Origin of the sequence: Pseudomonas sp. PIC25 (assembly GCF_002286785.1) — a bacterium.
In the GTDB taxonomy this organism is placed as follows: Bacteria; Pseudomonadota; Gammaproteobacteria; order Pseudomonadales; family Pseudomonadaceae; genus Pseudomonas_M.
On the sequence record NZ_MUJY01000112.1, the window covers coordinates 1 to 16471 of the forward strand.

The 16471-nt window shown below is 64.8% G+C and carries 19 protein-coding genes and 1 pseudogene; 16 read left to right on the forward strand and 4 right to left on the reverse strand.

Annotated elements, in window-relative coordinates; genetic code table 11:
* The first annotated feature begins 374 nt into the window (after positions 1 to 374).
* From BZL41_RS13440 to BZL41_RS13450, 3 genes are all read left to right on the forward strand, one after another.
* A complete protein-coding gene (locus BZL41_RS13440) occupies positions 375 to 2618 on the forward strand; it encodes a LamG-like jellyroll fold domain-containing protein (protein ID WP_218224513.1) in 2244 nt (747 codons plus the stop codon).
* Positions 2619 to 2768: 150 nt separating this feature from the next.
* Positions 2769 to 3245, forward strand: coding sequence for a transposase (locus BZL41_RS13445; protein WP_168190995.1), 477 nt, complete (start codon positions 2769 to 2771; stop codon positions 3243 to 3245).
* Between the two features lie 55 nt (positions 3246 to 3300).
* A complete protein-coding gene (locus tag BZL41_RS13450; protein ID WP_095599763.1) occupies positions 3301 to 3870 on the forward strand; it encodes a 2OG-Fe(II) oxygenase in 570 nt (189 codons plus the stop codon).
* Here the strand turns inward: BZL41_RS13450 and BZL41_RS13455 are convergent.
* Both BZL41_RS13455 and BZL41_RS13460 read right to left on the reverse strand, forming a co-directional pair.
* A complete protein-coding gene (locus BZL41_RS13455; RefSeq protein ID WP_095599764.1) occupies positions 3858 to 4124 on the reverse strand; it encodes a DksA/TraR family C4-type zinc finger protein in 267 nt (88 codons plus the stop codon). The two genes, BZL41_RS13450 and BZL41_RS13455, sit on opposite strands and share 13 nt — an antisense overlap.
* Before the next feature lie 102 nt (positions 4125 to 4226).
* Positions 4227 to 5090, reverse strand: coding sequence for an oxaloacetate decarboxylase (locus tag BZL41_RS13460; RefSeq protein WP_095599765.1), 864 nt, complete (start codon positions 5088 to 5090; stop codon positions 4227 to 4229).
* A gap of 287 nt (positions 5091 to 5377) precedes the next feature.
* Here BZL41_RS13460 and BZL41_RS13465 point away from each other — a divergent pair, with 287 nt between their 5' ends.
* From BZL41_RS13465 to BZL41_RS29440, 5 genes are all read left to right on the forward strand, one after another.
* A complete protein-coding gene (locus tag BZL41_RS13465) occupies positions 5378 to 6643 on the forward strand; it encodes an Hsp70 family protein (protein WP_095599766.1) in 1266 nt (421 codons plus the stop codon).
* A 74-nt stretch (positions 6644 to 6717) separates the two neighbouring features.
* Positions 6718 to 7173, forward strand: coding sequence for a GyrI-like domain-containing protein (locus BZL41_RS13470; protein ID WP_095599767.1), 456 nt, complete (start codon positions 6718 to 6720; stop codon positions 7171 to 7173).
* Between the two features lie 89 nt (positions 7174 to 7262).
* On the forward strand, positions 7263 to 7469 hold the full coding sequence (locus tag BZL41_RS13475; protein WP_095599768.1) for a hypothetical protein: 207 nt from the start codon (positions 7263 to 7265) through the stop codon (positions 7467 to 7469).
* Positions 7470 to 7598: 129 nt separating this feature from the next.
* The gene (locus BZL41_RS13480) at positions 7599 to 9017 is read left to right on the forward strand and encodes a homospermidine synthase (RefSeq protein ID WP_095599769.1); all 1419 of its coding nucleotides are present in this window, start codon (positions 7599 to 7601) and stop codon (positions 9015 to 9017) included.
* A 9-nt stretch (positions 9018 to 9026) separates the two neighbouring features.
* Positions 9027 to 9191 (forward strand): Mut7-C RNAse domain-containing protein, encoded by a 165-nt coding sequence (locus BZL41_RS29440; RefSeq protein ID WP_095599770.1) that lies wholly within the window; start codon positions 9027 to 9029, stop codon positions 9189 to 9191.
* A gap of 4 nt (positions 9192 to 9195) precedes the next feature.
* Here BZL41_RS29440 and BZL41_RS13490 read toward each other — a convergent pair whose 3' ends face one another.
* On the reverse strand, positions 9196 to 10083 hold the full coding sequence (locus BZL41_RS13490) for a triacylglycerol lipase (protein WP_095599771.1): 888 nt from the start codon (positions 10081 to 10083) through the stop codon (positions 9196 to 9198).
* 311 nt (positions 10084 to 10394) lie between these two features.
* On the reverse strand, positions 10395 to 11294 hold the full coding sequence (locus tag BZL41_RS13495) for an AEC family transporter (protein WP_095599772.1): 900 nt from the start codon (positions 11292 to 11294) through the stop codon (positions 10395 to 10397).
* A gap of 175 nt (positions 11295 to 11469) precedes the next feature.
* On the opposite strand from BZL41_RS13495, the gene osmE reads away from it, so the two are divergent.
* The 8 genes and pseudogenes from osmE to BZL41_RS13530 form a co-directional block, all read left to right on the forward strand.
* A complete protein-coding gene (gene osmE, locus BZL41_RS13500) occupies positions 11470 to 11811 on the forward strand; it encodes an osmotically-inducible lipoprotein OsmE (RefSeq protein ID WP_095599773.1) in 342 nt (113 codons plus the stop codon).
* A gap of 100 nt (positions 11812 to 11911) precedes the next feature.
* Entirely contained in the window at positions 11912 to 12316 is a 405-nt protein-coding gene (locus tag BZL41_RS13505; RefSeq protein ID WP_095599774.1) for a Rho termination factor N-terminal domain-containing protein, read from the forward strand.
* A 53-nt stretch (positions 12317 to 12369) separates the two neighbouring features.
* Positions 12370 to 12516, forward strand: coding sequence for a hypothetical protein (locus BZL41_RS28535; RefSeq protein ID WP_168190996.1), 147 nt, complete (start codon positions 12370 to 12372; stop codon positions 12514 to 12516).
* 65 nt (positions 12517 to 12581) lie between these two features.
* Positions 12582 to 13115, forward strand: a complete 534-nt coding sequence (locus BZL41_RS13510) for a bacterioferritin (RefSeq protein ID WP_095599775.1) — start codon at positions 12582 to 12584, stop codon at positions 13113 to 13115.
* Positions 13116 to 13246: 131 nt separating this feature from the next.
* Entirely contained in the window at positions 13247 to 13558 is a 312-nt protein-coding gene (locus tag BZL41_RS13515) for a DUF485 domain-containing protein (RefSeq protein ID WP_095599776.1), read from the forward strand.
* Positions 13555 to 15213 carry a cation acetate symporter gene (locus tag BZL41_RS13520; protein WP_095599777.1) on the forward strand — a complete coding sequence of 553 codons (1659 nt, stop codon included), beginning with the start codon at positions 13555 to 13557 and terminating at the stop codon, positions 15211 to 15213. Before BZL41_RS13515 ends, BZL41_RS13520 begins: the two co-directional genes overlap by 4 nt.
* A 260-nt stretch (positions 15214 to 15473) precedes the next feature.
* Entirely contained in the window at positions 15474 to 15923 is a 450-nt protein-coding gene (locus tag BZL41_RS13525) for a phage infection protein (protein WP_095599778.1), read from the forward strand.
* Between the two features lie 189 nt (positions 15924 to 16112).
* A pseudogene (locus BZL41_RS13530) lies at positions 16113 to 16471 on the forward strand (hypothetical protein); the annotation flags it as partial.

Consider the following 16471-nt stretch of genomic DNA (forward strand, 5'->3'; position numbering starts at 1 on the left):
AGGACTAAACATGAGCCTCTCAAATCGTCACAGGCAGAGCCGGTGACTCATGACCACGTCCTAAGGACGTGGTTTCCCAAGTTCAAATGAATTCGCCCCGTGGCTTTTCGTAGGAACCAGCTCTGCTGGCGATGCGGTGGTGGGGTCCGGTTCGCGAGCAGGGCCCGCTCCTGCAGAGCACCCGTAGAGGCGAATGAATTCGCCCGACGCCAAACCCAGAGCGCGAGTTCCCGATCCCCCTTCTTATTCCGGCGTATTGCCGCAGATTCGACAGTCCTTGTGTGACTGATCCAGCAGTCCTGTGTACCAAGAAAGCAATCCACCGGCATCGGTGATATCAGGGGAGGCTGAATTACAGGTGGAGTCGTTGCACCATGAACATCCTGCCGGGTTTTCCGTCCTTCCTGCTGGCGCTGACCGTTAGCACCAGTCTGTCGCTGGGACTCTCCGGCTGCCTGTTCAAATCGTCGTCCGGCTCGTCGCGCTCGTCGACCACAACCGAAGTCACGACAGCGGCCAGCGAACCCTCCACCAGCACGTCCACGCCCGCCGTCACTACACCAGCGGTACCGGGCACGCCCACCCCGGAACCCAGCACCCCGGCCACCGAAGAACCCGGCACGCCCGTCACTACGTCGCCCAATCCGACCTCCGGCTTCATTCATCCCGGCCTGCTGCACACCGAAGCAGATTTCGAGCGCATGCGCAGCAAGATCCAGGCAGGCGAGGAGCCCTGGGCCAGTGCTTGGGAGGGCCTGATCACCGACGGTTCCTCCAGCCTGGGGGCGAAACCCGCGCCGCTGTCGGTGATCGTCCGTGGCGGCGACGGACAGAACTTCGGCCGCGTCATCAGCCAACTGCGCTTCGCCTACGGCCTGGCGCTGCGCTGGAAGATCTCCGGCGACGAGGCCTACGCCAAACGGGCGGTGGAATTCCTCAATGCCTGGTCTTCGACCCTCACCGCCATCACCGGCAACGCCGACCGCTTCCTGGCGGCAGGTCTCTACGGCTACCAGTTCGCCAACGTCGGCGAGATCATGCGTACCTACGACGGCTGGGCGGCCGAGGACCGCGCCCGCTTCAAGAGCATGCTGCTGGACATCTTCTACCCCCTCAGCCACGACTTCCTGGTCAATCACAACGGTGCTTGCATCTCCAACTACTGGGCCAACTGGGACCTGGCGAACATCGCCAACGTGCTGGCCATCGGTGTGTATGCCGACCGCGAGGACCTCTACCAGGAAGCGCTGGATTACCTCTATTACGGCAAAGGCAACGGCGCACTGGACAACCTGGTGTACTACCTCCACGCCGGCAACCTCGGGCAGTTCCAGGAAAGCGGTCGCGACCAGGGCCATACCACCCTTGGCGTCGCCCTGTTCGGTACCATCGCACGGATGGCCTGGAGCCAGAACGAAGACCTGTTCGCCTACGACAACTACCGGCTGCTCGCCGCCTCGGAATACATCGCCCGCTATAACCTGATGGAAGAGGTGCCCTTCGTTCCCTACGGCCCGAACTGCCGGAGCGCCGGTCTTCAAACGGTGATTTCCGACGCCGCACGCGGCCACCGGCGTCCCGCCTGGGAGCTGATCTACAACCAGTACCAGAACCGCATCGGCATCGCCGCGCCCTGGTCGGAGAAAATGGCCCAGGCGACACGCCCGGAAAAATACGGCAACGGTGATCAAGTGGGCTGGGGCACGCTGACCGAAAGCCGCGATCCCATGCCTCCCGGCGGCGCACCGCGCGGCCTGACCAGCGAACTGCACGCCGGCTCGGTGATCCTCTCCTGGTGGGGGGCGACCGGCGCGGAAAGCTACTACCTCAAGCGCGCCACCTCGGCATCCGGCCCCTTCACACGGATCGCCATTCGTACCGCCGGCCAGGACCAGACCTTCACCGACACCGCCGTCGTGCCGGGGCGGGACTACTACTACCAGGTGACGGCGATTTCGAGCCAGGGCGAGAGCGCCCCTTCCAACACCGCGAAAGCCGAGGTCGGCCCCCGTCTCAAAGTGCACCTGACCTTCGACGAGGCCAGCAACGACACCCTGAGCAACGCGGTGGACGGCAGCCAGATCGGTCAATTGCATAACGGCGCCCACCGCGGCACCGGTCTCCTGGGGCAGGCCCTGGAACTGGACGGCACGGACGACTATGCGAGCCTGTCGACGGGCATCGCCGCGAATCTGGCGGACTATACCGTGGCCGCCTGGGTGTACCTCGACGAAGCGCGTACCTGGGCCCGCCTGTTCGATTTCGGCGACAGCGACCAGCGCTACATGGCCCTCGCCCCTTCCCGCGCGCAGTACGCTATCACCCGCATCAGCGGCTACGCGGACCAGACGATAACCAGCGGTGGCATCGCCACCGGCCGCTGGGTGCACTTGGCCGTCACCCAGGAAGGCAACGTCGGCACGCTGTACGTCGATGGCGCCAAGGTTGGCAGCGGCGACTTCACCCTCGCCCCCTTCCGCCTTGGCAAGACCCGGCAGAACTGGCTGGGCCGCTCCCAGTACAGCGCCGATCCCTTCCTGAAAGGCCGGATCGATGACTTCCGCCTCTACAGCGGCCCGCTGTCGGCGAAGGAGATTGCCGAGTTGGCCAAACAGTAATCATGCTCCACCGGCCCGACACGCCGGTGGGTGCGGAGAACTGCGTTTTTGTCGATCACACCACACTCATGAAGTGACCCGCCCCTACGAACCGCACGGCGATGCCTTCCTAGAATCACCAGGCATTTTCCAACGCCAAGGATGGCAGCCATGCGTGAACGACACGCTTCCGTGCCGGATGGCACGTTCTTCTTCACGGTCCATCTGGCCGATCCTTCGCTCTCCCTGCTGACCGACCACATCGACATCCTGCGCAACGCAGTGCGCCAGGTCAGAACGGCGCATCCTTTCGAAATCCTGGCCATGGTGGTACTGCCGGACCATTTGCATGCGTTATGGCGGCTGCCGGAGGACGACAACGAGCATGCCCTGCGTTGGGGAATGATCCAGGACGAATTCAGCCGACGAGTGCCCCACTTGAAACCGATTCGCCTGTCCCGACGGCTGCAACGCGAGCGTAGCGTCTGGAAGGACAGTTACCGACTCCGCCCGATTCGAAACGATGAAGAGCTGCGGCACCACACTGCGCTCATTCACACCAACCCGGTGAGGCACGGCCATGTGCAGCGGCCGGAGGAATGGCCGTATTCGACGGTTCATCGCACGCCCACCGTATCGAAGCCGTGACGCGCCCAACCCGTCCTGCACCGCATACGCTTGCGCTTTCGAAAAGGACGCCTCCATGAAACGGATCGACTACGGCGCAGATATTTTCACGCTGCCGGATTTTCTCTCGCCAAGCGAATGTGAGCAGTACATCGCCCTGAGCCAACGCATGGGTTACGAGGAGGCGGCTATCCAGACACGGAACGGCGCCGAACTCATCAAGGACGTGAGGAACAATGATCGGGTGATCTTCGACGACCCAGCCCTGGCACAGCATCTGTTCGAACGTGCCCGGCCCCTGTTGCCGGATGACTCACCCGATTGGCGCCTGTCGGGCTTCAACGAACGGTTCCGTTTCTACCGCTATGTGCCCAGCCAATTCTTCACATGGCATAAGGACGGCTTCTACCGCCGTACCGACGACGAAATCAGTCAGTACACGTTTCTGATCTATCTGAACGATGGCTATCAAGGCGGCGAGACCGAGTTCAAGTGGGATATCGTCAAGCCGGAAGCAGGCATGGCGCTGGTGTTTCCGCACCTGATGATGCACCAGGGAAGGACTCTCGATGCCGGGGTGAAGTACGTGCTGCGAACCGACATCATGTACGAGCAGCGCCAACCGACTCGCCACTACCTGAGCTGACTATCCTTGCTCCCACGCCGGTTATAGCCGGCAAAGGCTTGTTGCTCCCTGTCGTATTCGCTCTGGCAGGCGATGCACAGACGCACGCCGGGGACGGCCGCGCGGCGGGCTTCGGGGATTTTCGCGCCGCATTCCTCGCAGTGGCTCAGGCTCTCGCCCTTCGGGAGCTGGCTGCGGGCACGCTGCACGGCATCGTCGATGGTGCTGTCGATCTGTTCCTGGACGGCGCCGTCATGCGCCCAACCGGTGGCCATGGCTTTCTCCCGACGGTCTGACAAGAGCAGATATGGCCGGCGACGCCGCAGTTTTCAAGAGGGCGCGGCGTTGCGGGACAACCGTGCGTCGCCTTCGCGCCGTTACTCCTTCACGTCCATGTATTCCCGCGCCCAGACGATGTAGTCCTCGGGCTGGGTGTACTTATGCGTCAGCTCGGTGGCGTTGAGGTCGGAGGCGGCGACCTGGCGTTGTTCGCGCAAACAATCGTAGGTGGCCTTGATCGCCGCGAAGTAGGCGGCGTGGCCGTTGACCACGATACGCACGCCGAGGCTCGCCAGGCGGGCGTCGTCGCGCAGCGCCGGGTTGCCGTAGGTCACCAGCATCAGCGGGATGCGCAGGTGCGCGGCAATGGCTTCGAGGTGCTCGAAGTCGTTGACGCCCACCAGACAGATACCATCCGCGCCGGCGCTCTGGTAGGCGACGCAGCGCTCGATCACTTCGTCCGTGCCGATCACGCCGGCATGGGTCCGGGCGATGATGCTCAAGGCCGAATCGTCGCGCGCCTCCAGGGCCGCACGGATCTTGCCGACGCCTTCGTCCACCGGGATCAGGTCGGTGGATTTGCGTCCGAACTGCGCCGGCAGCAGGGTGTCCTCCAGCGTCAGCGCGGCGACGCCGGCGCGCTCCAGTTCGACCACGGTGCGCATGGCGTTGAGGGCATTGCCGTAGCCGTGATCGGCGTCGGCGATCACCGGCAGGCGGGCGACCCGGCCGATGCGGGTGGCCTGCTCGGCGAACTCGCTGAGGGTGATCAGGGCGAAGTCCGGTGCGGCCAGCACCTGCAACGAGGCGACCGATCCGCCGAGAATGCCGACCTCGAAGCCAAGGTCGGCAGCGATGCGCGCGGACATGGGGTCGAACACCGAAGCGGTGTGGTAACAGGCGCTCGATTCGAGCAGGGAACGGAACGATTGGCGCAAGGCGTGGTGCGAAGTTTTCTGCATGACAGCTTTTCCAAGTGCAGTGAGGTGGGCCCAGTCGGGCCGCGATCTTTCTATCCGGGTCCCGGCAGTAGATACGAAATACCCGGCCATAGGCCAGCCCCCGATACCGACCGTTCCGAAAAGGCTTGGCCGCTTCTGCTTTCGACTGCCTTCGGGCACAGCGGTTTGCCTGGCCCCGACGACAGAAGCCATTCGATGCCGAAGCCCCGATGCGACAGCAGGGCCGTGCACCCGGCCCTGCTCCTCGCATACACTGCGCGGCCGTTTTTTTGCCGGACCCGCGAACGATGAACACAGCCCTTCCCGCCCGTGCCTGCGGCATCGACTTCGGTACCTCCAACTCCACCGTCGGCTGGCTGCGCCCCGATACCGATCCGTTGATCGCGCTGGAAGACGACAAGATCACCCTGCCCTCGGTGGTGTTCTTCAACTTCGAAGAGCGCCGCCCGGTCTATGGCCGGCTCGCCCTGCACGAGTACCTGGAGGGCTATGAAGGCCGGCTGATGCGCTCGCTGAAGAGCCTGCTCGGCTCCAAGCTGCTGAAGAGCGAGACCACCCTGCTGGGCAGTGCGTTACCGTTCACCGAAATCCTCGGGCTGTTCCTCGGCGAGCTGAAGAAGCGTGCCGAAGCGGTGGCGGATCGGCCGTTCGAAGAAGCGGTGCTGGGTCGTCCGGTGTTCTTCGTCGACGACGATCCGGTGGCCGACCAGGAAGCCGAGGACACCCTGGTGGGTGTGGCCCGCAAGCTCGGCTTCAAGGAGGTGTCGTTCCAGTACGAACCGATCGCCGCGGCGTTCGACTACGAATCCGTGATCCAGCGGGAAGAGCGGGTATTGATCGTCGATATTGGCGGCGGTACCTCGGACTTCTCCCTGGTGCGCCTCTCCCCGGAGCGCCGCCAGGTGGCGGACCGGCAAAGCGATATCCTCGCCACCGGCGGCGTGCATATCGGCGGTACCGACTTCGATAAGCAGCTCAGCCTGCAGGGCGTGATGCCGCTGTTCGGCTACGGCAGCAGGATGAAGAGCGAGGCGCTGATGCCGACCAGCTTCCACCTCAACCTCGCCACCTGGCACATGATCAACGCGGTGTATGCACAGAAGTCGCAACTGGCGCTGAAAAGCATGCGCTACGACATTGTCGACCCCACCGGCATCGACCGCCTGTTCAAGTTGATCGAACAGCGTGCCGGGCACTGGCTGGCGATGCAGGTGGAAGACGCCAAGATCGCCCTGACCGACAGCGACCGGCAGCGCATCGACCTCGCCCGCATCGAGGACGGCCTCGCCGCCGAGCTGAGCCGCGACCTGTTCGAAGCCTCCATCGAACCGTTGTTGGAGCGCGTGCGCGCCAGCGTCAGCCAGTTGCTGACCAGCGCCGGCGTCACGGCGGAGCAGGTCGATACCCTGTTCTTCACCGGCGGTTCCAGCGGCATCCCGGCACTGCGCCAGGGCATTGCGGCGATGCTGCCCAACGCCCGTCCGGTGGAAGGCGACACCTTCGGCAGCATCGGCAGCGGCCTGGCCATCGAGGCGAAGAAGCGCTACGGCTGATTGCCAGCAGCGCGCGCCCTCCACCGATGCGCTACGCTTGCCGCCTCACCGACTGATCCAGGGAGGATCGCAGCATGGCTTCACGCATCGTCGAATTGCCCGCCTTCAGCGTCGTGGGCATGGAATACCAGGGAGACCCGATGAACGGCGACATCGGTCTTCTCTGGCAACGCTTCGTCGCCCGCGAGAGCGAGATCGCCGGTGTCTCCGAACCACGGATCGCCTATGGCCTGTGCCGACTCACCGCCCCCGGCGAAATGCACTACGTCGCCGGCTTCGGCGTCGAGCCGGAACACTCGGTGCCGGAAGGCATGCAGCGCTTCGAGGTGCCGGCACAGAAATATGCGGTGTTCACCCACAAAGGCACGGTGGAGGGGATCGGCGAGAGCTTCCAGGCGATCTACGCCAGCCGCCTCGCCGAACTGGGTCTGGAGCCCCGCCAAGGGGTGACCTTCGAGCGCTACGACGAGCGTTTCATCGCCCCCGACGACCCGGCCTCGGAAGTGGACCTGTACATCCCGATCTATTGATCCGCGCCAGGATGCGTGGCCGTTCATGGTTTGCGGCGACGGACAGCGTTAGCGTTCCGACCTGTCCCGTCGCTTCTCGAGGTTCTGCCATGCCTTCCTTTCACCGTCTCATTCCCTTGGCCGTCGTGCTGTCGCTGGCCGGTTGCGGCGCCGGCGAAACCGCGACCACCGCCGCCCTGCAGGCGGAACAGGCCAAGCAGGCACAACAGCAGATGGACCAGCTCAAGCAGCAGGTGGAACACGCCAACGCGCAGAGCATGCAACGCCTGCAACAGGCGGCCGAAGAGTCGGACTGAGCCCTTCCCTCGTTCATCCCATCGCTCGCCGGACCGATGGCCGAGACGCAGCCCCTGGATGAATGGTCTAAGGTGAAAACCACACCCCGGCATTCATGACGGATGGCTTTCTGTCGTCCTGGGAGCGCCATGAACGAGACCGGCAAGACCCTGCGGTTCCATGGCCGCCTGCTGATGGTCGGCCTGGGCAGTATCGGCCAGGGCGTGCTGCCGCTGCTGCTGCGCCATATCGACCTGCACCCCGAGCAGATCCTGATCGTCAGCGCCGATGACGACGGCGAACAGGTCGCCCGAGAATACGGGGTGGAACACCTCACGCTCGGTCTCACCCGCGACAACTATGCCGAGGTGCTGAAGCCCCGTCTGCGAGCCGGCGATTTTCTGCTCAACCTCTCGGTGGATGTCTCCAGCGTCGCGCTGATCGACCTCTGCCGCGCGTGCGGCGCGCTTTACCTGGATACCTGCATCGAGCCCTGGGCCGGTGGCTACACGGATAGCCGCCTGCCACTTGCCGCGCGCTCCAATTACGCCTTGCGCGAGGCGGTACTGGATCTGCGCCGCCAGTCGCCCGGCGGGCCGACCGCGATCATCACCCACGGTGCCAACCCCGGCCTGGTCTCGCATCTGGTCAAGCAAGCGCTGCTGAACATCGCCGACGACCTCGGCCAACCCCAGGCCGCCCCGACCCGGCGCGAAGACTGGGCACGGCTGGCCCAGCGCCTGGGCATTCGTACCATCCACATCGCCGAGCGCGACACCCAGCGCGCCCGGCAACCCAAGGCCATGGGCGAGTTCGTCAATACCTGGTCGGTAGCCGGCTTCGTCGGCGAAGCCTGCCAGCCAGCCGAGCTGGGCTGGGGCAGTCATGAGCGGCATTTCCCGACGGATGCTCATCGCCACGACAGTGGCAGCCAGTCGGCGATCTACCTCGAACGCCCCGGCGCCGACACTCGGGTCAGGAGCTGGACACCCCTGGCCGGGCCGCAACTGGGTTTCCTGGTGACCCACAGCGAGTCCATCTCCATCGCCGATTACTTCACCCTGGGCGAAGGTGCCCAGCCGGAGTACCGGCCCACCGTGCATTACGCCTACCACCCGTGCGACGACGCGGTGCTCTCCCTCCACGAACTGGCGGGGCGCAACTGGCACCTGCAGGAGCGCCAGCGCATCCTCGAAGAAGACATCGCCGACGGCCGCGACGAACTGGGTGTGCTGCTGATGGGCCATGGGCGCCGGAGTTACTGGTACGGCTCGCGCCTGTCGATCGCCGAAGCCCGTGCGCTCTGCCCCCACAACAGCGCCACCAGCCTGCAGGTGACCGCCGCGGTGATGGCCGGAGTGATCTGGGCGATGCGCCACCCCGACCGGGGCATCGTCGAGCCGGATGAACTGCCCTACGCCATCCTGCTCGATCTCTGCCGGCCGTACCTCGGCGAAGTGGTGGGCGTGTACAGCGACTGGACACCCCTGCAGGACCGCGATCACCTGTTCGAGGAGGACCTGGATCGCACGGACCCGTGGCAGTTCAAGAACTTCCGCGTGGTCTGATCGTCGGCCATGATCCACGCCACCTTCCGCTTCTACGAGGAACTCAACGACTTTCTTCCCGCCGCACGGCGTCGGCGCGACTTCGGCGTCGTCTGCGGCCGGCTGTACTGGGAAGGCTCGCACTGGCGCAACATGCGCGCACGCCTCCAGCCGCTACTGGACGGTGCCTACTGATCCGCTACAGCCCCGCTTCGCGCAGGCGCGCCGCATGCTCGACGAACAGAGCCACCGGATCGATGCCCTGGCCGACGGCGCCGGCGGTCTGGTTGATGATGTCCAGGTGATCCAGCGGATAGTCCGAGCGGATCACCTTGCCCAAGTGAGAACTGAAACGCCCGACCATGCCGTCGTTCTGCCCCTTCTCGATCTGGAAGCAGCGCGACAGTCGCCGGCACAACGCGTGGGAGGCATCGAAACGGTTGCGTCCGCGATCGGTCGCCGGCTGCAAGGTCCCGGACCAGGAGTAATAGCGCACGCCGTTCACCTCCTCGGGCCCCTCGCCGCCCCACACCTTCGGCAGGCCCTGGGGGTACTTGGCGTTGAAGGCCGCCACGCCCTGCTGGGTCAACGCCTGGCGCGAAGCGAGCACGTCCTGGGGCAGACGAATGCGCTCATCGCGGCGGTCCAGGCGATCCATCAGCTTCGCCACACCTTCGATAGCACTTCGGAACAAGCGTTCGCGCGGGGTATTCAGGCCCAGCTTCAACTGCAGGTAATCGGCCAGTTCGGAGCCCTGGTTGGGCCCGGCCACCGAGGTGACCGACGCGACCCACTCAGGGCGGCGAGCCGCCACGTAGCGGGCGGTCAGGGCCCCCTGGCTGTGGCCGATCAGGTGTACCCGTTCGACGCCGCTGCTGGCGAGGATCGCAGGTATCTGCTCGAGCAATTGCTCCCCACGCAGCTCGTTGCAGTGCACCGCCGACACCCGTGGCAGGAACACCTGCACGCCGTGCCGCCGCAGCGCACTATCGATGCCGAACCAGTAGGGATAGCCGGCCACCCGGACGAAACCGAGCAGGCCATGGACCAGGACCAGGGGAAAACGGGTTTTCGCGTTCAGCGCCATCTCGTCGCTCCGAAAAGACCGGTTACCGTCATCGGACCGCGTTACGCCCGCATCGTTGGCCACGGTAGCCAACGCCGCCGAGCGGCGGCGCTGGGTGATCGTGAATGATGCTGCCTTGAGACGAAGGGATCAGAACAGCAGCTTGAACAGGGCAATCACCACGATCAGACCGATGATGAAAATGACGCCTGCGGTGCCACCGATGAATTTCAGCATGAGTGTTCTCCTCGATTGGCGCTGTCTCTGTTCTGACCCGCCCGCTCCTGCCAGGGTTCGCCGCCATCGATACACGAAGACACAGGGGCAACGCATCAGGACCCGATCGCGTACATCCACAGCGGCAGGGTGACGGCCGCCAACACTGTGGAGAGGAATACCGCCGAGCTGACCGTGCGGCTGTCTTCCGGCGTCTTGACGAAGGCCAGCACGTTGACCCCGGTGGGGCAGGCGGCCATCAGCACCAGCACCGTCCGCGCCGCCTGGTTGAGGCCCGGCAGCAGGCCGCTCAGCCACCACACCATGAGCGGGAAGAGCAACAGCTTGGCAGTGGTCAGCGCCAGCACCGCCGCACTCGGGCGCAGGCGATAGCGCGACAGGCTGATGCCCAACACGATGAGGGCGCAGGGCAAGGCGGCCTGGGACAGCCAGGTGAACATCCGCCACAGCGAATCCGGCAGCGCCACGCCGGACAGATTGAGCAAAGCCCCCAGCAACAGGCCGATGATCAGCGGGTTGGCCAGGTTCTTCAGCAAGGCGCGCCCGTCCACCCGCTCGCTGCCGCCGAACGCGGCGTAGAAGCTGTGCAGGGAGAAAAGCACCAGACTGTGGAACACCAGGATGGCGAAGACGTAGACGAGGTTTTCCACGCCGAGCAGCGTGGTCACCAGTGGAATGCCCACCAGCACGTTGTTCGAATAGGCGGCGGTCAGGCCCAGCGGCGTAGCGCCGCCACGCAGGCGATGGGCAACCAGATTGACCAGCCCGAACACCGCCAGCACCGGAGCGAAATAGGCCAGCAGGAGGAACGGCGACAGGCCATCGCCCAACGAGGCCTTGGCGATGCCGACGAACAGCACGGCCGGCATGAACAGCTTGAAGGTGATGCTGGCCAGGCCGGTGGCCGCCTCCGTGTTCAACCACTGCCGCCAGCCGAGCAGATAACCCAGCACAATCAGGCCAAAGATCGGCAGAATCGCCTGTACCGCCACCATGGAAACACGCTCCCCGGACTACTGAACATGAGGCCCCGCTCCGCGTGCAAGGCGCGAAACAGAGGGCCGCACAGCATACGTGCGGCCCCCGATCCTGGCGACTGCGACGAACTTCCAATAGCCGTCCCGGCTCCAAAAGGTGTCACCCAACGATGCTCACGAGAGGAGCCACGACATGTTCAAGCCACTTCTTCTGGCGGCAGGGGTGCTGGCTTCGGTGGCGGGTTGCGCCACCAAGGTCGAGAACCCGGTCGATTACGTCACCTTCCGCAACGAGCCCCTGGTCAAGCAGGTGGACAAGGGCATGAGCAAACAACAGGTCCGCGAAATCGGCGGCCCGCCTTCGACGGAGATGCAGCGCACGAACGTCGAAGGGACCTGCAACAACTACGTTCTCAACCGTGACGGCCACCAGCAGCCCTACCACGTCAGCTTCAACGCCTCCGGTGTGGTCGACGGCAAGGGCTTCATGACCTGCGAAGAAATGGAACGCCACGAGCGCGCCGCCCGTACCTGACGACGCCGCGCCGGCCGCACCCACCACCGGGCGGCCGGCGCGAAACTTTACGGCAGCGGGCAGTCGAACCCTATGTACTCCCTTGCAGAGGAGACTTCCCATGCCACGGGGTGAGAAATCCAAGTACACCGACAAACAGAAGCGCAAGGCCGAACACATCGAGGAGAGCTACGAAAAGCGTGGCGTTTCCGAAGGCGAGGCCGAGGCGCGCGCTTGGGCGACGGTGAACAAGCAATCCGGCGGCGGCGAGAAAGGCGGTTCCGGGCGGAAGAAAAGCGAGACGGCCAAGCGCGCCGACCGCAAGGATTCGGCCCGCCGAGCGGTGGCCACCAAGCACGGCCACTCGCCGAATCGCGGCTCGGCATCGGCCCGTTCGCGCTCCAAGTCGCGTAGCACCTCGCTCACTGACATGACCCGCGACGAACTGATGCAGCGCGCCCGCGAACGCGATGTGCGCGGCCGCTCGAAGATGCGCAAGGACGAACTGATCCGCGCGCTGAGCTGATCGGGCATCGCCACCCAGAACGGACCCGGCCAGGCCGCGCCCGAGGAGGGACCATGACACCCGATGCACCGGCCCCACGCCCCGACCCGAACCAGCCGGACCTGTTGCCGGGCGATGCCCATGCGCCCCTGCCACCCGACCGGCAGACCATTCCGCGTCCCGCCGGACAACCGCGCGGCAGGAGCAGCCCGCGCGGCTGATCCTGCCGTTTGAGACCGGCCGAAAGAGCCGGACTTTTCGAACCTGTAGCCGAGGAGAAAGGAACATGAGCTATGTGCAGTTGACCGACGTCCAGACGTTGCGCGAACGCGCCCGCCAGCACGTGGAGAACGGTGCGGTGACCGAAGGCTACGCCGCCGACCGGGAGACCGTGCTGCGGCTGCTCAACGAAGCGCTGGCCACCGAACTGGTCTGCAACCTGCGCTACCGCCGCCACTACCACATGGCCAGCGGCCTGAAGGCCAGCGTCGCCGCCGACGAGTTTCTCGAACATGCCGAACAGGAACTGGAGCATGCCGACCGCCTGGCCGAGCGCATCGTACAGCTCGGCGGAGCGCCGGATTTCAACCCTGAAGGGCTGACCCAACGCTCCCACGCGCAGTACGTCGAAGGCGTCAACCTGCGCGAGATGATCGTCGAGAACCTGGTGGCCGAGCGGATCGCCATCGACAGCTACCGCGAGATCGTCCAATACCTCGGCGAGCACGACCCCACCACCCGGCGCATTTTCGAAGACATCCTGGCCCAGGAGGAAGAACACGCCGACGACATGGCCAGCCTGCTGGACGGCCTCGGCTGAGTCGTCGAAAGCCCGCAAATGCCTTTTGCAGAGCGGCTACGACTAACGTCTGGTCCCGACTAAAGTCGCCTGGAAGCCGGAGCGGGACCCTATAGAGTGGCCTCCACAAGTACAAGTGGAGGTCCACCCCCATGCAAGATCCCATCTACGCGCGCATTCAAAGCAATCCGCGCTTCCAGGAGCTGGTCGGCAAGCGCGAGCGCTTCGCCTGGCTGCTGTCCACCGTGATGCTCGGCCTGTATCTCGCCTTCATCCTGCTGATCGCCTTCGAGCCCCAGGTGCTCGGCACGCGCATCAGCCCCGATTCCACCACCACCTGGGGCATCCCCATCGGCGTCGGTCTGATCCTCGCCGCCTTCGTGCTCACCGGCATCTACGTCTACCGCGCCAACGGCGAGTTCGACGAACTCAACGCCGCCATTCTCGACGAGGTGAAGCAATGATCGCCCGCCTGCTTTCCGGCCTTGCCCTGCTCGTGCTGGCTCCGTCCCTCTGGGCCGCCGGCGCCCTCGAAGGCGAGGTGCAGCGCCAGCCGCTGAACGTTTCCGCCATCGTGATGTTCATCGCCTTCGTCGGCGCCACCCTGTGCATCACCTACTGGGCGTCCAAGCGCAACACCTCGGCCGCCGACTTCTACACCGCCGGCGGTGGTATCACCGGCTTCCAGAACGGCCTGGCGATCGCCGGCGACTACATGTCGGCGGCGTCCTTCCTGGGCATTTCCGCGCTGGTGTTCACCTCCGGCTACGACGGCCTGATCTACTCGATCGGCTTCCTGGTCGGCTGGCCGGTGATCCTCTTCCTGATCGCCGAACGCCTGCGCAACCTGGGCAAGTACACCTTCGCCGACGTCGCCTCCTATCGCCTCAAGCAGAAGGAAATCCGCACCCTGTCGGCCAGCGGCTCGCTGGTGGTAGTGGCCTTCTACCTGATCGCGCAGATGGTCGGCGCCGGCAAGCTGATCGAACTGCTGTTCGGCCTCAACTACCACGTCGCCGTGGTGCTGGTCGGCATCCTGATGGTGCTCTACGTGCTGTTCGGCGGCATGCTGGCGACCACCTGGGTACAGATCATCAAGGCCGTTCTGCTGCTCTCCGGCGCGTCCTTCATGGCCCTGATGGTGATGAAGCACGTCGGCTTCGACTTCGGCACCCTGTTTGCCGAAGCGGTCAAGGTGCACGCCAAGGGCGAAGCGATCATGAGCCCCGGCACCCTGGTGAAAGACCCGCTGTCGGCCATCTCCCTGGGCCTGGCGCTGATGTTCGGTACCGCCGGCCTGCCGCACATCCTGATGCGCTTCTTCACCGTCGCCGACGCCAAGGAAGCGCGCAAGAGCGTGTTCTTCGCCACCGGCTTCATCGGCTACTTCTACATCCTGACCTTCATCATCGGCTTCGGCGCGATCCTGCTGGTCAGCACCAACCCGGCCTTCAAGGACGCCACCGGTGCCCTGCTCGGCGGCAACAACATGGCCGCGGTGCATCTGGCCAACGCGGTGGGCGGCAGCCTGTTCCTCGGCTTCATCTCGGCCGTGGCCTTCGCCACCATTCTCGCGGTGGTCTCCGGGCTGACTCTGGCCGGTGCCTCGGCGGTCTCCCACGACCTCTACGCCAGCGTGCTGAAGAAGGGCAAGGCCAACGAGAAGGATGAACTGCGCGTGTCGAAGATCACCACCGTCGCCCTTGGGGTGCTGGCGATCGTCCTCGGCATCCTGTTCGAGAAGCAGAACATCGCCTTCATGGTCGGCCTGGCCTTCTCCATCGCTGCCAGTTGCAACTTCCCGGTGCTGGTCCTCTCCATGTACTGGAAGAACCTGACCACCCGCGGCGCGATGATCGGCGGCTGGATGGGCCTGATCACCGCGGTGACCCTGATGATCCTCGGCCCGACCGTCTGGGTGCAGGTGCTGGGCAATGCCCAGGCGATCTTCCCCTACGAGTATCCGGCGCTGTTCTCGATGATCGTCGCCTTCACCGGTGTCTGGTTCTTCTCCGTCACCGACAAGTCGAACGCCGCCGAGGAAGAACGTGCGCGCTTCCTGCCGCAGTTCATTCGCTCGCAGACCGGCTACGGCGCTTCCGGCGCAGTCGCTCACTGACCACTCCCCTCGCGATACCCCCAAGGCAGCCTTCGGGCTGCCTTTTTCATGCCCGCCCGATGGCCCCGCGCCAGCAAAACCTGTCCGACCGGACAACCCTCTAGCCACACCGCAAATCTCGCTGAAAACCGCGCCACACAAGGGTTTCGCCTTCAATCACTCGCGTCGATTTCCACTATCAGCCCGTTCTTCTTCTCCAATTTTCCTGCGCGAGTAGCCTATGCAGCGTACTCACTCGATTCCCTCCATGGAGGCCCAACATGAACAGCAAACTGATCCTCGGCCTAGCCTTCAGCCTCGTCGCGGCACAAGCCTTCGCTCTGCCGGAAACCCAACCGCAACCCCTGCTGGGTGAAGCCAAGGGCGGCAGCGAAGTCCTCAAGGAAAACGGTTTCGACCGTACGCCCCTGGGCGGCGGGCTCGCCGAAGGCGGTTCCGACCGTGTGCTGGAGCGTCACCGCGTCGCGGAAGACGGCTATGACCGTACCCAGGAAAACCGCGTGGCCGAAGATGGCTTCGACCGCACCGGCGCCAACCGCATCGCCGAGGGTGGCTCCGACCGCCTGCTGGAACGCTTCCGTGTCGCCGAAGACGGCTACGACCGCACCCAGGACAACCGCGTTGCCGAAGATGGCTTCGACCGCACCGGCGCCAATCGCGTCGCCGAAGGTGGTGCCGACCGTCTGCTGGAACGCCATCGTGTGGTGTAAGCCGCGGCGGTCGCCGCAGTAGAAAAGCCCGGGGCAGTTGGACCGGGCTTTTTTGCATCCGCCCCCAAACCCGCCGAGAGGTCTCCCACAAAAGCAGAAAAACCCATTCGCTAGTAGGACTTTCCCGATTGTCCTGTCCATCCGCCCTTCCGAGAATCGCGCGCTCGTCGATTTCAGAAGAGCGCCCACATGGACGTCCGCAGCCCCTTCTTCCAGACCATCGCCCTCATCCTCAGCGGCGTACTGTTCCTCAACCCCCTCGTCGCCACCGCGGCGGACCTGGCGGTAGCGGCCGGCAGCGGCGCCACGCTGACCCAGGCGGGCAACGGCGTCCGGTGGTCAACATCGCCAAACCCAACGGCAATGGCCTCTCCCACAATAAATTCAGCGAGCTGAACGTTGGCCAGCAGGGCCTGATTCTCAACAACGCCACCCGCGCCACGCAAAGCACCCAGCTTGGCGGCATCATCCTCGGCAACGCGAACCTCCAGGGCCAGGCGGCGGGCCTGATCCTCAACGAAGTCACCGGCGGCAACCCCAGCCAGCTC